The following is a 14780-nucleotide window of genomic DNA, read 5'->3' as shown; positions in this document are numbered from 1 at the left end:
CTCCTAGGGCAGGACGATGCGGTCGCCGGCGGTCAGGCCGGACAGGACCTCGATGCCGGCGGGCACCGGCCGGCCGAGGGTCACCGTGGCCGGTTCCGCCGTTCCGGACAGCCCGGCCTCGTCGCCGCGCCAGACCCGGACCTGGGGGCCGTCGGGGCCGCTGCCGATGGCCGTGGTGGGCACCACCAGCGCCTCGGGTGCCTCGTAGACGACAACCTGGACGGTGGCGCTCATGCCGACCCGGATGACGCCGCGGGCCTCTTCCGGAATGGACGGGATCCGCACCCTCACGCCGAAGCGGGCGAGGCCGCCGCGTCCGGCGGCGGCGCTCTGGGCCTGGGCCTCGATAGCCTCCACATGGCCTTCCAGGACGATGCCGGGGAAGGCAGGACCGGTGACGCGCGCGAGCTGGCCGTTTCGGATGTTCGCGATGTCTACCTCGTCGACCTCGCCGGCGACCGAGAACTGGCCGACATCGCCGATCGACAGGGCGGTGACGCCGGCCTCGACCCGCGAGCCGACAGCGAGGTCCACCGGCGTCTTGTCCTTGCCGGTGATCGGCGCGAAGGGCAGCCCGGAGACCGGGGCGACGATGATCGCGCCTTCGGCCTGGTTCTCCAGCGATTCCAGCGCCCGCCGCGCGTTCTGCAGCTCGAGGGCGGCGATCCGCCGGCTCTGCTCGTCGCCGCGTTCCAGCACCCGGTCCAGGTTGGACTGGGCGGAGGCCAGCGCATCGCGTTGCGACCGCACGCGCTGGACCTGCCCTTCCATCTCCTGGCGCGCGATGATTCCGCGCTCGAACAGGCGTTTGGTTTCCTCCAGGGCGCGGATGGCGTCATCCAGGGCGTATTGCGCCTGGTCCAGGCGGCGCCGGCTCTCCGCGACCTCGTCCCCGGTGGTCCAGGTCTCGATATCCTGATAGTTGCGCTGCGCCTTGATGAAGGCGGAATGGGCGTTGGCGAGCTGGGTCTCCATGTCGGTGGAGGATAGGGAGAGCAGAACCGATCCTTCGGTCACCGGGACGCCGTATTCGAACAGCCGCGTGTCGATGCGTCCGGCGAAGGGCATGGTGATGTTGACCACCGCCCCCGGGTTCAGGGAGCCGGTCACCGTGACCACGTCGCGGACCGGCGTCGGGTAGACGGTGTAGAGTGCGGCCTGTCCTTCCTGGGCGCCGTCGGCAGGGCCGGAGGAGACGCCGAAATCGGTCGGCAGCGTGTCCGAGAAATTGATCACGCCCAGTCCGACGAACAGCACCAGCACGAAACCGGTGGCGCCGAGCCGAACGATCTGCAGCCGCTTGCCGGTCTGTTCGAGCTCCTTGGACTTGCGGTCGAGGTCCCGATAGGCGTCCTGCAGCTCGCCGTTCTGGGCCTTCAGATTCTCTGCCATCTCCCGGTCGCGCAGGCGAAGCGACTCGATCTCGGTGATGTCCTGGAACACGACGACCACGCCGCCGCCGTCGCCGGTTTCGTCGCGCAGGCGGGACGTGCGGACCTGCAGGCTGCGGGCGGTCTCCCCCGTACCCAGTTGAAGCACCCTCTCGACGACCGCCTGATCGGTGTCGATCGCCTCGGTGATGGTGTCGATCAGCGCATCGTTGCGCCCGTCCTCCGCAATGAGCTGGAAGAGCGCACCCTGAAGCACATCCTCGGCGTCGACGGCGAGAATCTCGGCCGCGGTCGGGTTGAACGCGACGATGCGGCCCTGGCGGGTGACCGCCATGACCCCGTCCGACATGTCGTCGAAGATGCGCTCGTAGAGCGGCGTATGGGCGCCGGAGGGGCGCGAAGCGTCGTCGGTCACGGGCGCAGCTCGATCTGCCAGGTCTCCAGGGTCGTGCCGAGGGTCTGGTCCAATGTGGTCAAGGCATTCTCATAGGCGATGTTGGCGCTGACCTCCGCGTTGGCGGCGTCGATCATGGTCTGCTCGAAGGTCAGAAGCTGAAAATTCGACGTGCGCCCGGCCTGAAGCTTCTCTTTCTCGATGGCGAGCTGCTGGGCCGCCAGTTCGCGGGCGCGGATCGCGAGCTGAAGCCTGCGCCAGCTCATCTCCACATCGCGGACGGCGTTGCGCACGTCGCTGCGGATCTGGGACGTCAGAAGCTGGTTGTTGAGCTCCGCCTTCTGCCGGGCGACCCGGGCGGCGGTCTCGTTCAGGACCAGCGACTTGGTGCCGATGGTGGGGACGGCGAAGACGACGCTGGCGCTCCATTCAGGCCGGCCGTCCACCGCTCCGCGGACCGCGCTGCCGAGATTGTCTTCCACGCCGGACCTGCGACCGGCGCCGAGCTCCACATCCACCTGCGGCAGGCGGTCGTTACGGGCGATCATCAGGTCTATGTCGGAGAGTTCGATCTGCAGGAGGTTCGACTGCCAGTCCGCCCGGTTGTCGAAGGCGGTCTCGTAGGCATTTTCCAGGCTGACCGTAACCTGCCGGGGTTCGATGGGTTCCGCCGGCTCGATCGGCGTATCGACGTCCAGGTTGAGCAGGGTGGCAAGGGCGATCCGCGCTTCGGCCGCATCACCTTCGGCGGCGATCACCGACAGCTCCTGGGTGGCGATGCGTTGTTCCGTCTGCACGTTTTCCAGGGACGCCATCCGACCGCTCTCGATGAGCTGGCGGTTGATCTCGAACTGCTTGCGCGCCTCTTCCAGACCGCGGCGGGCGATCTCCACCTGGCGGATGGCCTGCTGATAGGTCCGGTAGCCGCTGATCACCGTGGTGACCGTGGCGGCGACCGTGTCCTTGAGCCCCAGAATATTGATGCGCTCGCCGATCCTGGCCCGCCGCACCGGCGCGCGACCGATCCCGGTGCCGGCGCCGCGCAGCAGGGGCTGGGTGAGGGTGATGCCGGTGCCCGAACTGAACCGTCGTCCGGAATTGTCGCCATCCGCGGCGTCGGCAGACCACACGAAGGACAGATCGCCGCCGGTCGGCAGACCGACAGTGACCGTGGGCGTGGTGCCGACCACGACCTGATCCTCACCCTCCTGGCTGCGCTGGAAACCCGCGCGCCCGCCGATATCCAGCTTCGGCGTGAACGCCTCCTCGGCGACTTCCAGGCTGAGCCGCTGGACGATCCGGTCCAGATAGGTGCTGCGCAGGGTCAGATTGTCCCGCAGCGCCAGGGCGACGGCGGCGGGGAGGGTCAGTACGAGGGGCGTTCCGCTTCCAGGATCGTTCGGCGACTGAGCGCAGACCTGGCCGGAGACCAGCGTCAGACCCGCAACCACCGCCACGGAGGCAAGCCGCCGCCAACTCGGCGCCGATCGAGCAAGCGGAGACCGCCGGTCGAGCAGGGTTGGAAAGCGGAAAGGCACTGAAAACGGTTTACCTTTGAGCTGGGCGGGTAGTCTAGGCAAGGGACACGCACCCGGGGCGCCCGGCACTATGCGGGTACGGCATGGGTTCCTCCAAGCGCAACTTCTTGCTTTCTTTCGAAAATTCCCAAGCGGTGCGGTCGAAAAGATCCGGAAGACCCACCGCGGCATGCGCATGGCTACGCCGCGGTGTGGCTTGGGCGGCGATCAGCAGGAGCACTGGCCGTAGGAGACGGTCGCCTCGTCGGTGTTCCATGTATTGGGACGCATCTTCAGGCACACCGAGCCGCCGTCGGTCACCATGTCCCTCACATTGTGTATGACGCGTTTCTCGTCGGAGTTGAGGAAGGTGACGTGCGTCTTGACGAAGCACATATCCGCCGGACAGTTCAGGGTCCGCATATCGCCCTCCCGCATCTTATACGCCGAGGAGGCGGCGACCATGCGGACCGGGTCGTTATAGTTGAACGAATGGGCGGTGATCGTGGTGTCGGGAGAGCAATTCTTGAACGTGAAGGTCGCGCCCAGGACCACGTTGGGCAGGGTCAACACAATCAGGAAGGCGGCGATCGCGGATTTCATGGGCGCATACTCCTGTGGTGGGTCGTGGCTTTCGGTGTCAGCAACTGCAGTCGCTGACATGGAGGATCGGCGGAGACCGGGTCTCCAGCTCTCCCGTGGCGGTATATTTCGGAAAGAAGCAGACGGTGCTGGACTGCACCGGCAGAGGGTATTGGAAGTGCTCCATGTCCTCGGCCGGCGTTCCCGTCCTGGCCGCGCGCGTCTCGGCGTCGGCGATCTTCGGATAGGAGAAGATGTAGCTGCAGCGTGACGTGTTGCAGGTCAACGCCGCGCTCGCCCCGGCGTCGATCCGAACGACCGAGAACGGGAAGAGCTGGTGGATATCGGTGGAGTTGAAGGTTTTCACTTCGATTTCACCGTCGGGGGCGTTGCTGCAGTTATGCGCCCTGAACTCGCCCGCCTGTGCCGAGCCGCCGATAGCGGAGATCAGCAGGAACGCGAGTGCCGGCGCGCCGGCGAACCAGGGGATGCCGTTGCCGCCTCGGGTGCGATGCGGCGGTGCGATGGCGCTCATCCGATCAGGTCCGGTATCCGCCGGCACGCTCGGTCGGTTGCCGGTCCAGTCCGCGAAGGCCCGGGCGGGACAGAATGCGCGTCGCCGGAGCGGATGGGGACGTGTTCAACATCATTCTCCTCGACGGAGCGGTCCGCTCCGTAGCCGATATCCCGTCCTCATTCCCCACGAACTCGACTGTGCGCTGCCCGTATGAGTGCTACCTAGTGTAATGATTTGCATTCATTTGCAGCTTCTTGTGGATCGGCGGTCGGGGTTGGCCTTCGCGGCCGTCGCCGGTCAGCAACTGCATTGCCCCCGGGTCACCCGCACGCTCGGAGAGTTCCAGTTGTTGAAGCGGATCCCGAAGCAGACGGAGCCGCCGTCCGGCGCAAAATCCTTGAGGGTGTGCTGGACCTGATTCTGCATGCCCAACTCGAAATCGGCATTCACCTGCACCAGGCACTGATCGGTCTTGCACGACAGGTTTACCTGATCCCTGACCCGGACATTCCGAGCCGATGACGCCGTGAACATCTTGACCGGGTCGTCGTGGTTAAAGACGCGCACGCTCAGCACCGCGTCAGACGAACAGCTCGTGAAGGTGAAATCGGCCGCGTCCGCCGCGTGCGGCACGGCCGCAAGAACGAAAAGGGCGGCAATCGCTGCTTTCATCTCGTCGATACCTTATGAACGGTGACGAAAAACGGCGCGTGATTCAGCGGACGCTCAATCGACCGCGCCGTGTTCTGGATTGAATTATGCTGGAACGGGTGTGGAACTCGCTACGGCAGCGAATTGCATTCTTTTGTAGTTTCCGGCGGTTGCTCCGGGGAGACCTGACTCAGGCGGCGGTCTCCAGTCGGCGCCTGTCGAGCAGGACGGCCACCGCAGTGACCCGCTCGCGGCGCACCGTGATGGTCGCCTCGTCCCGCTCGTCGAGCAGCAGGCTCAGAATCTCGCGCTCCGCCACTTGGTCCGCATCGGCGGCATAGCCGAGTTTCGCCAATTGGTCGCTCATCACGTCAGGTTCCGGCGCAAGATACTGCGACAGCGTGGCGAGCTCGTCGACGGAGAGCGCGTGGTTACGCAGCAGGACGATGGAGCTGGCGGTCGGCTCGGAGTTCGGGTCGTAGATGGCGCTACCGGCAAAGATGCCTCCGGCGAAATTCCCGGGCAGGGGAGGCAGGTGGAACGCCATGAGGAAGCCGTCGCCGGTGGCCGGGCACCGCAGCATCAACTGGCAGGTCCGTCCGTCGGTCGTGCCGGTTCCCGAAAACGGGACGGTCTGACCCAGCACGGACTCCTGATAGCTGGCAACCAGGGTTTCGTTGACGACATCGATGGTCAGCGGACCGCAGACCAGCCGACCGCGCTGGGACGGCGACCACGAAGGCGACACGGCCAGGAAACTGCCCCGGAGCAGTCCGCCGCCCGTCCAGATGCTGCCGCCATCGTCCCGGGGAGGAAGGTCGGCGGACGGCGCGGCAGGGCCGTCGTAGCCGAAGGATTTGAGGAGATCGGCCGGCAGGCTGAACTTTTCTCCCAGGACCCGCACGAACTCGCCCAGACTGCTGGACATCACGAAATGCGGTCCCTGATCGATCCCCAGGGCGGCCGCCCAGTCTTCGAAGATGCTGAAGCTGCGCGGGATCGAGCGGCCGCTCTGCCAGTTGTAGCTGTTCTGCAGGGTCATCAGGGTATTCGGGTTGACCCGGGCGAAGGCCGAGCAGAGTTCCTTGCGCGTCAGGCAGCCGAGCGCGATCGACGTCAGTTTGAGTTTCTGGGCGATCTCGACGGCCTGGGCCATGGGCACCTCTATATTCGGTCTTTCGGGACGCTCCGATGCGGCGCGCCGGCGCTAGGTCCTTGATGGACGTGGATAATTACGTCCGAGTTATATGGTCTTACGATAATCAACGAATGAATACGACGCCAAATCCAATCAAACGGGGGCATTCCTAACCCACCCGCCCGAACCCGCCCGCCCGGGAGAGACATGCGAATCGTTCTCATTTGCAAATTCCTGGGGTATACTGCGAACGGATCTCAATACTGTTCGGCGGAGCGGGCGTTGCAGTTCAAGCCAAGGATGACATCGACCGTGGAGCGGATCGTGCCGCTGGCCGCGGTGAGCTGCCTGAAGTTCGATTGGATGGCGATAGACCTGTGGCGGGTCGAGGCCGGGCAGGGGGCGGGCGGCCGCTACGTCTCGCCGGATCCGCGCTTCGTGATGCTGTTCGACGGGGCGCAGATCGCGCTGAGCCCGGCCGAGGGTGCCGTGTCTGCGCTGTGCAGCGCGTTCTTCGTGCCGGCCGGCATGGCCCTGTGCGGCCGGCTGGCCGCGGCCGGCGACCTCGAACATATCGACATCCATGTGGACGCCGACCGCCTGCGGGCGCTCGTCGGACCGCAGGTGAGCCTCGACCAGGCCCTGTTCCTGCCCGACAGCATCGAGCTGCGCCGGCTCTGCGCCCTGCTGGCGGACGAGTGCCGGCGGCCCGAGCGACCGGCCGGCTACGGCGAGGCGCTGGCCTGCGGGGTGATCCACGAGTTCTTCCATCTCGGCGCGCAGCTCAGCGCCGCCCGGGCGACGCCCGCCTGGCTGGACGAAGTGATGGATCACGTCCGCGGCCGGCTCGACCGGCATCCCAGCGTCGAGGAGCTTGCCTCGCTGGCCGGAATGTCGCGCTCCCGCTTCACCCGGCGGTTCAAGGAGCTGGCCGGGATGCCGCCGCACCAATGGGTAATGGGCACCCGCATCAAGCAGGCCCAGCGGCTGCTCAGCGAGGGGGCCATGCTGTCCCAGGTGGCCCACGATACCGGCTTTGCCGATCAGGCGCATTTCAGCCGGTGCTTCCGGCATGCGACCGGCATGTCGCCCGGCCGCTGGACCAAGCGGCACGAATGTTCAAAAGCCGGGGCGTTCGTTCAAGACAGCCGAACGGCCCGACCCTAAGCAGGGCGAACGATCGCTTATCGCCGTCCGGTGTCCAGGGGGACCGCTGCGGACGGCGCGCCTTACTGGGGGTATCGCCACATGAGCACATCGGTTTTCAAACGGGGCCTGGCCCTGCGTTTCGTCCTGTCCGCCCTGATGGTGCCGACCGCGGGATCCGCCCTGGCGCAGGACGCCGGCAAGACCATCGTTCTCGAGCCGCTGAAGGTCCTCGGCAATCAGGAGGACGCGACCGGCCCGGTGGGGGACAGCAACAATCCGCCGACCGTCACCGGATCCAAGGCCCCGGTCTTCGCCACCGAGGTGCCCCAGTCCCTCTCGATCCTCGGCCGCGAGGATCTGGAGCGGTTCAACGCCGACAGCGTCAGCGAGTCGCTGCGCTACACCCCCGGCGTGACCGCCGACGTGTTCGGCAACGACACCGACTACGACTGGCTGCGGATCCGCGGCTTCCAGGCCGACCAGACCGGCACCTACCTGGACAACGCCCAGAACCTCTCCTTCGCCTTCGGCTCGTTCTATATCGACCCCTACGCGCTGGAGCGGATCGAAGTCCTGCGCGGACCGTCCTCGGCGCTGTACGGCGGGTCCAACCCGGGCGGCATCGTCAACTACATCTCCAAGCGGCCGGGCGAGCGGGTGCGCGAGGTCGTCCTCGGCATCGAGGATGCACCGGCCGCATCGCTGTCCTTCGACTACGGCGATCCGCTGGAGAACGGCCAGGCCTACCGCGTGATCGGCAAGATCAAGGGCGGCGACAAATACGACGACCCGAACGAGGGCGTGCGCGGCACCCTGGCCCCGTCCTACAAGTTCGAGACCAGCCACGGCACCGAGGTCACCCTGCTGGCCAATGCCCATGTGGCCGACGAGAAACATAACGGCAGCACGTTCCTGCCCTATGCCGGCACCGTCACCGCGACCGACCAGTTCGGCTATATCGACCGGGACGCCAACTTCTCCGACGAGGAGTGGGACAGCTACAAGCGCGAGCAGTTCTCCGCGACCGCCATCGCCGAGCATACCTTCGACAACAACTTCACCCTGACCGGCATCGGCCGCGCCGGAGTGGCCAGCGTCGAGGAGCGTTACTACTACCCGTTCGGCTATGCCGGCTACGCAACCACGCCGAGCGACGCCCAGGGCACCCTCAGCCTGATCGCCTTCGAGCACGACACCCTGGTCCGCACCGCCCAGACCGATATCCGCTACTACGGCACGGTGCATACGGGTCCGGTCAGCCACGACCTGCTGTTCGGTCTGGATGCCCGCTACTACTGGCTCGACGAGACCCAGGCCTCGGGCTTCGGCACCAATCAGGTGGTCAACCCGACCAACCCGGGCACCCCGACCCTCGGCGCACCGTATCAGGACGCGACGACGACCCAGTCGCAGACCGGCCTGTATGTGCAGGACCAGCTCCGTTTCGGCGACGGCTGGATCGTCACCGGCAACCTGCGCCACGACTTCGTGGAGACCGAGCAGGACGGTGCCGCCGGGTTCGAGCGCAGCGACAGCGAAAGCTCCTGGCGCGCGGCGGTGGGCTACGAGTTCCCGCTCGGCATCACGCCCTATGTCAGCTACTCGAGCTTCTTCAACCCGCTGATCACCTCGCCGGCCAACGGTGTGACCGAGCCGGAGACCGGCGAGCAGGTGGAGGCTGGCGTGAAATGGGCACCGGAGGGTGAGAATTTCTACCTCATGGGTGCGGTGTTCCAGATCGACCGGGAGAACGTGGTGACAGGGGCGTTCCCGAACTACAACCAGCTCGGCGCGGTGCGCTCGACCGGGTTCGAGTTCGAGGGCGGCTACCAGTTCGGCTTCGGCCTGACCCTGGCGGCGACGGCGACGGTGCTGGACGCCGAGGTGACCGAGGACACCGATGCCTCGCTGATCGGCAACACCCCGACCCTGATCCCGGACCACGAGCTGACGCTGCGGGCGGAATACGCCTTCCAGGGCCCGCTGCTGGACGGCGTGTCGATCGGCGCCGGCGTGCGCCACCGCGGCGAGAGCTATGCCAACGACGCCAACACGCTGACCGTGCCGGACGCGACCCTGTTCGACCTGTACGCGGGGTATGAGCTGTCCGAGAACCTGGACCTGAACCTCTCGGCCACCAACGTCGCCGACAAGCGCTACGTGACAGGCTGTCAGACCGAATACGTCTGCTCCTACGGGGCCGGCCGCGAGGTCATGCTGACCCTGAAGGCGACCTGGTAAGCCTCAGGAAAACTATCTCTCAAGCGAAGAGGCGGCCCGCGGGCCGCCTCTTTTGCATTTCGAGCAGTACTGTAGCCCGGCCCTTCGACACGCCCCGGATGTGATCCGGGGCTGCTCAGGGCGAGGTCATCATACAATCAAACAAGGACCTCGCCCTGAGCAGGAGCGGAACGACGTGTCGAAGGGCCAGGCTAATCCGACAGTCGGCCTAAGCCCGCTTGCGGCCCTCGAACATCGACCACACGCCATCGGCGCCGTCCCAGCTGCCGCGGCTGGCGGCCTTGGAGTATTCGGTCGCCCGCTGCTCGAAGAAATTCGCGTGCTCGACCCCGTTCAGGATCTCCACCAGCCAGGGCAGGGGATGCGGCTTGAGCTGGCGGTAGCCGCCCTCGGCCACTTCGAAATTGCCGAAGACCGTCGGCAGCTTGAGCTGGGTCAGGCGCCAATCGGCGATGTAGCGGACGTAGTCCTTGATGTCCTGCGCCGTCATGCCCTCGATCTCGCCCAGCTCGAAGGCCAGATCGACGAAGCTCTCCTCCAGCCCGACCATGGTCTTGGCCACGTCGACGATGTCGTCGCGCACCGCCGGCGTGAGCGCGCCGGTCTCGCGGTTCCACTCGTGAAACAGCCGCACGATGCCCTCGCAATGAAGGCTCTCGTCGCGCACCGACCAGCTCACGATCTGGCCCATGCCGTTCATCTTGTTGTGGCGCGGGAAGTTCAGCAGCATGGCGAAGCTGGCGAACAGCGCCATGCCTTCGGTGAAGGCGCCGAACATCGCCAGGGTACGCGCCACGTCGCCGACCGTGCCGACGCCGAAGGTGTGCATGTAGTCGGCCTTGGAGCGCATGGCGTCGTAGTCGCGGAACGCCTCGAACTCCGCCTTCGGCATGCCCAGGGTGGTCAGCAGCAGGGCATAGGCGTCGATATGCACGGTCTCCATGTTGGTGAAGGCCGCCATCATCATCTGGATTTCCAGCGGCTGGAAAATCGGGATGTAGCGCTTCAGGTAGTTGTCGCCCACCTCCACGTCCGACTGGGTGAAGAAGCGGAAGATCTGGGTCAGCAGGGCCCGCTCCGCCTCGGAGACCCGCGGCGAGGCCCAGTCCTTCAGGTCGCCGCCGAGCGGGACTTCCTCTCCCATCCAGTGGGTCTGCTGCTGGCGCTTCCAGAACTCGTAGGCCCAGCCGTAGCGGCTGACGTCGTAGGTGCCGGTCGATTCCAGCAGGCCGACCCGGCCGGTGCCGATCAGCTCGCGCGGGTCGAGATGGACCAGGGAGTCGGGAATCACTGACATGACAGGCACTCCTCGTAATCGGTCGGCTCGACCGTGAAGGCCTGGCGTTCGACCTTCTCCAACTGCCCGGCGAAGCCGGCCCGGCTGACCGATTTGGAGCGGCAATAGTACAGGCTCTTGATGCCCCGCTCCCAAGCGGTCCAGTGCAGCATGTGCAGGTCCCACTTATGGATGTCGGCCGGCAGGAACAGGTTGAGCGACTGGCTCTGGCAGATGAAGGGCGCGCGGTCGGCGGCGAAGTCGATGAGCCAGCGCGGATCGATCTCGAAGGCGGTGCGGAACATCGACTTCTCGTCTTCCGTCAGGCAGTCGAGATGCTGCACCGAGCCCTCATGCTCCAGGATGCTCTCCCAGGTTTCCGGCGTGTCCGCGCCCTTGGTCGCCAGCAGCTTCTTGAGGTGCGGGTTGCGCACGGTGAAGGCGCCGGACAGGGTCTTGTGGGTGTAGATGTTGGCCGGGATCGGCTCGATGCAGGCGCTGGTGCCGCCGCAGATGATGCTGATGGACGCGGTCGGGGCGATCGCCAGTTTGTGGCTGAACCGGCTCTGCATCCCGCGCTCGGCGGCGTCGGGGCAGGGACCGCGTTCCTCGGCCAGTGCCACGGACGCGGCGTCGGCCTCGCGCCGGATCTTCTTGAAGATCCGCATGTTCCAGGACTTGGCCAGGGCGCTTTCGAACGGGATTCCCTGGGCCTGCAGGAAGGAGTGGAAGCCCATGACGCCGAGACCGACCGAGCGCTCCCGCATGGCGGAGTAGCGCGCCCGGGACATGCCGTCCGGGGCGTTCTCGATGAAGCTGGTCAGCACGTTGTCGAGCATCCGCAGCACGTCCTCGACGAAGCCCGGCTCCTCGTTCCACTGCTCCCAGGTCTCGATGTTGAGCGACGACAGGCAGCACACGGCGGTGCGCTCCTCGCCCAGGTGATCGGCCCCGGTCGGCAGGGTGATCTCACTGCACAGGTTGGAGGTGGAGACTTTCAGCCCCAGCTCGCGCTGATGCTTGGGCAGGTTGTTGTTCACGCTGTCGATGTAGAGCAGGTACGGCTCGCCGGTCTGCAGTCGGGTCTCCAGGATTCGCTGCCAGAGCTGGCGCGCATCGACCTGGCGCATGACCTCACCGTTCTTCGGGCTCTTCAGGTCGAACATCGCGCCGTCACGCACCGCCTCCATGAAATCGTCGGTGACATTGATGCCGTGATGCAGGTTCAGGCCCTTGCGGTTGAAGTCGCCACTGGCCTTGCGGATCTCGAGGAACTCCTCGATCTCCGGGTGGTGGATGTCGAGATACACCGCCGCCGAGCCGCGCCGCAGGGAACCCTGGCTGATCGCCAGCGTCAGGCCGTCCATGACATGGATGAAGGGGATGATGCCCGAGGTCTCGCCGGTGCCCTTCACCTGCTCGCCGATGGAGCGGACCTTGCCCCAATAGGTGCCGATGCCGCCGCCGTTCGCCGCCAGCCAGACGTTCTCGTTCCAGGTGTTCACGATGCCGTCGAGGGAATCCGGCACGGTGTTCAGGAAGCAGGAGATCGGTAGGCCGCGGGTGGTGCCGCCGTTGCTCAGGATCGGGGTCGCCGGCATGAACCACAGCCGCGACATGGCGTCGTACAGCCGCTGGGCGTGGTCGATGTCGTCGGCATAGGCGCAGGAGACCCGGGCGAACATTGCCTGGAAGTCCTCGCCCGGCATCAGGTAGCGGTCGCGCAGGGTGGCCTTGCCGAACTCGGTCAGCAGCGAATCGCGGCTCCGGTCCAGCACCAGATCGTCCGGCGTCGGCGCCTTGGCCAGCGGACGCGGCAGGGGTGCCCGCTGCGGCTCTGCTTTCGCTGCGGCAGGCCTTGGGGCCGCCGCTTTCGGCGCGATGGGAGCGGGCGGGAAATTGCCGGATTCGTCGAAGTCGTAGGCCAGTTGCGTAGACATGGACACCCCTCGTGTCGGTGGAGGGGGAGTCGGCAGGGCCTGCGGGAATGGGCAACAGCCCAGCAAGCGCCTTCCGGATCACCCCGCCCGGGACGGATATGCGCTCACGGCAGGTCTCCTGGCTCGCGGGTCCGAACGACTGTCTGGCCTTCCCAGCGTCCCATGGACACCAGTGACCCCTCTCGACAGCCGCTAGCCGCTAACAGTTGCGGGGGCAGCTCCGGCTTTGCCCGAAGGCGCACCGGGATTCCCTCTTAGCCCTAGATGTTGGTCATCCAGAGACCGTGAACGCTGCATTTAGTAATGATTTGCGCTGCGCCGTCAATCGTTTCCTGTGCCGCCGGGTATGTCGTCGGCGGACAAACTCAGGTCGCGCTGGGACGCAACGCCTGGGCCCGATCGGGCGTAGCCTTAGTCTGTCGAGGTGCTGTCCGTCCGGCCTGGAGGAGCCGGCGGGCGGAGAATTGGGAAGCCGGTGAAATCCCGGGACTGCCCCTGCAACGGTATTGGAGTGCGCAGCGCGGCAAAGAGCCACTGGGATGACCGGGAAGGCGCCGCGCGGGTCCGAAAGGACCGCTTCAGAGTCCGGAAACCAGCCTCGGAACGGCCAGGGGATCGCGGTGGGCGATCGGCGGGCTGTGCGTCGGCATGTCCGCTCTCAGGACCGCCGGCCGCCGGCGCCGATCCCATCCACCGGACCCGCCTTTGTGAAACGTGTCTTCGACGCGGGGTGATGTGATGGATGCGCGGCTTCGGACTCAGGAACTTCTTCTTCGCCAGAAATCCGGCTTCAGCCTGGAGCGGGACCTGTACGTCTCGCCCGAGACCTACGCCCTGGACCTGGAGCTGATCTACTACCGCGACTGGCTGTTCGTCGGCCATGACTGCGAGCTTGCCAAGCCCGGCTGCTACCTGACGGTCCAGGTCGGCGCCTATCCGGTGATCGTGATCCGCGGCGCCGACGGCGAGATCCGCGCCTTTCACAATGCCTGCCGCCACCGCGGCTCCCGCCTGTGCTCGGCGGAGAAAGGGGCGGTGGCCAAGCTGGTCTGCCCCTATCACCAGTGGACCTACGAGCTCGACGGCCGGCTGCTCTTCGCCCGCGACATGGGCCCGGGCTTCGACCCCGCGTCCTACGGGCTGAAGCCGGTGCATTGCGAGGGCGTGGCGGGATATCTCTTCATATGCGTCGCCGACCATGCCCCCGACTTCGCCCCGATCCGCGCGATGATCGAGCCGTATCTGGCCCCGCACCGGCTGCGCGATGCCAAGGTGGTGCACGAGACCACGATCATCGAGAACGGCAACTGGAAGCTGGTCTGGGAGAACAACCGCGAGTGCTATCACTGCGCCGGCAGCCATCCCGAGCTCTGCCGCACCTTCCCCGACACGGTCACCCATGCCGATCCGAACGCCAGCGAAGGCGATCCGGCCCTTATCGCGCTGTGGGACAAATGCCGCGCGCTGGGCCTGCCGAGCGGCTTCGACATGGCCGATGACGCCCAGTACCGCATCACCCGCATGCCGCTGCTGCGCAATGCGGAGAGCTACACCCTGTCGGGCAAGGCGGCCGTGAAGCGGCCGCTCAGCGACGCGGTCCGCGGCTCCGGCCTGGGCGCGCTGCTGCTCTACCACTACCCGACCACCTGGAACCACGTGCTCGGCGACCATGCGATCTCGTTCCGGGTGCTGCCGGTCGGCCCGCTGCAGACCGCCGTCACCACCAAGTGGCTGGTGCATCGCGATGCGGTGGAGGGGGTGGATTACGACCTCGACGAGCTGACCAAGGTCTGGCTCGCCACCAACGACCAGGACCGCAAGGTGGTCGAGGAGAACCAGATCGGTGTGAACTCTCCGGCCTATCAGCCGGGTCCGTACTCGCCGACCCAGGAGGCCGGGGTGATCCAGTTCGTCGACTGGTACACCGGCATCATGCGCCGCCGTCTCGGCGGCACCCCGGAGCGCCGTAGCGAGGTCGCGTGAC

Annotated in this window: 11 protein-coding genes and 2 riboswitches; of the genes, 3 read left to right on the top strand and 8 right to left on the bottom strand. The window is 66.3% G+C overall.

Features of this window, described 5'->3' with window-relative positions; genetic code table 11:
• Positions 1–3: 3 nt before the first annotated feature.
• From T8K17_RS22560 to T8K17_RS22535, 6 genes are all read right to left on the bottom strand, one after another.
• Positions 4–1806 (bottom strand): PAS domain-containing protein, encoded by a 1803-nt coding sequence (locus tag T8K17_RS22560; protein ID WP_322331987.1) that lies wholly within the window; start codon positions 1804–1806, stop codon positions 4–6.
• Positions 1803–3242 (bottom strand): TolC family protein, encoded by a 1440-nt coding sequence (locus T8K17_RS22555; RefSeq protein WP_322331986.1) that lies wholly within the window; start codon positions 3240–3242, stop codon positions 1803–1805. Before T8K17_RS22555 ends, T8K17_RS22560 begins: the two co-directional genes overlap by 4 nt.
• Positions 3243–3530: 288 nt before the next feature.
• Entirely contained in the window at positions 3531–3905 is a 375-nt protein-coding gene (locus T8K17_RS22550; protein ID WP_322331985.1) for a hypothetical protein, read from the bottom strand.
• Positions 3906–3942: 37 nt separating this feature from the next.
• Entirely contained in the window at positions 3943–4419 is a 477-nt protein-coding gene (locus tag T8K17_RS22545) for a hypothetical protein (protein ID WP_322331984.1), read from the bottom strand.
• A gap of 279 nt (positions 4420–4698) precedes the next feature.
• On the bottom strand, positions 4699–5073 hold the full coding sequence (locus tag T8K17_RS22540) for a hypothetical protein (protein WP_322331983.1): 375 nt from the start codon (positions 5071–5073) through the stop codon (positions 4699–4701).
• Between the two features lie 169 nt (positions 5074–5242).
• Positions 5243–6208, bottom strand: a complete 966-nt coding sequence (locus tag T8K17_RS22535) for a hypothetical protein (RefSeq protein ID WP_322331982.1) — start codon at positions 6206–6208, stop codon at positions 5243–5245.
• A 282-nt stretch (positions 6209–6490) separates the two neighbouring features.
• Here T8K17_RS22535 and T8K17_RS22530 point away from each other — a divergent pair, with 282 nt between their 5' ends.
• Complete coding sequence (locus T8K17_RS22530; protein ID WP_322331981.1) at positions 6491–7357, top strand: AraC family transcriptional regulator; 867 nt, start codon at positions 6491–6493, stop codon at positions 7355–7357.
• A gap of 81 nt (positions 7358–7438) precedes the next feature.
• On the top strand, positions 7439–9580 hold the full coding sequence (locus T8K17_RS22525; RefSeq protein ID WP_322331980.1) for a TonB-dependent siderophore receptor: 2142 nt from the start codon (positions 7439–7441) through the stop codon (positions 9578–9580).
• A 208-nt stretch (positions 9581–9788) separates the two neighbouring features.
• On the opposite strand, the gene T8K17_RS22520 is transcribed toward T8K17_RS22525, so the two are convergent.
• Together T8K17_RS22520 and T8K17_RS22515 are read right to left on the bottom strand one after the other, a co-directional pair.
• Complete coding sequence (locus T8K17_RS22520; protein ID WP_322331979.1) at positions 9789–10877, bottom strand: ribonucleotide-diphosphate reductase subunit beta; 1089 nt, start codon at positions 10875–10877, stop codon at positions 9789–9791.
• On the bottom strand, positions 10868–12796 hold the full coding sequence (locus T8K17_RS22515) for a ribonucleoside-diphosphate reductase subunit alpha (protein ID WP_322331978.1): 1929 nt from the start codon (positions 12794–12796) through the stop codon (positions 10868–10870). The genes T8K17_RS22520 and T8K17_RS22515 overlap by 10 nt, the downstream gene beginning before the upstream one ends.
• Before the next feature lie 90 nt (positions 12797–12886).
• A riboswitch (cobalamin riboswitch) is annotated at positions 12887–13098 on the bottom strand.
• Between the two features lie 103 nt (positions 13099–13201).
• Positions 13202–13412: riboswitch (cobalamin riboswitch) on the top strand.
• Positions 13413–13534: 122 nt separating this feature from the next.
• On the opposite strand from T8K17_RS22515, the gene T8K17_RS22510 reads away from it, so the two are divergent.
• A complete protein-coding gene (locus T8K17_RS22510) occupies positions 13535–14779 on the top strand; it encodes an aromatic ring-hydroxylating dioxygenase subunit alpha (RefSeq protein ID WP_322331977.1) in 1245 nt (414 codons plus the stop codon).
• Position 14780: the final 1 nt, after the last annotated feature.

Origin of the sequence: Thalassobaculum sp. OXR-137, from assembly GCF_034377285.1 — a bacterium.
In the GTDB taxonomy this organism is placed as follows: domain Bacteria; phylum Pseudomonadota; class Alphaproteobacteria; order Thalassobaculales; family Thalassobaculaceae; genus Thalassobaculum.
Note: the sequence above shows the minus strand (reverse complement) of the source record. Positions and strands in the feature narration are given on the sequence as shown.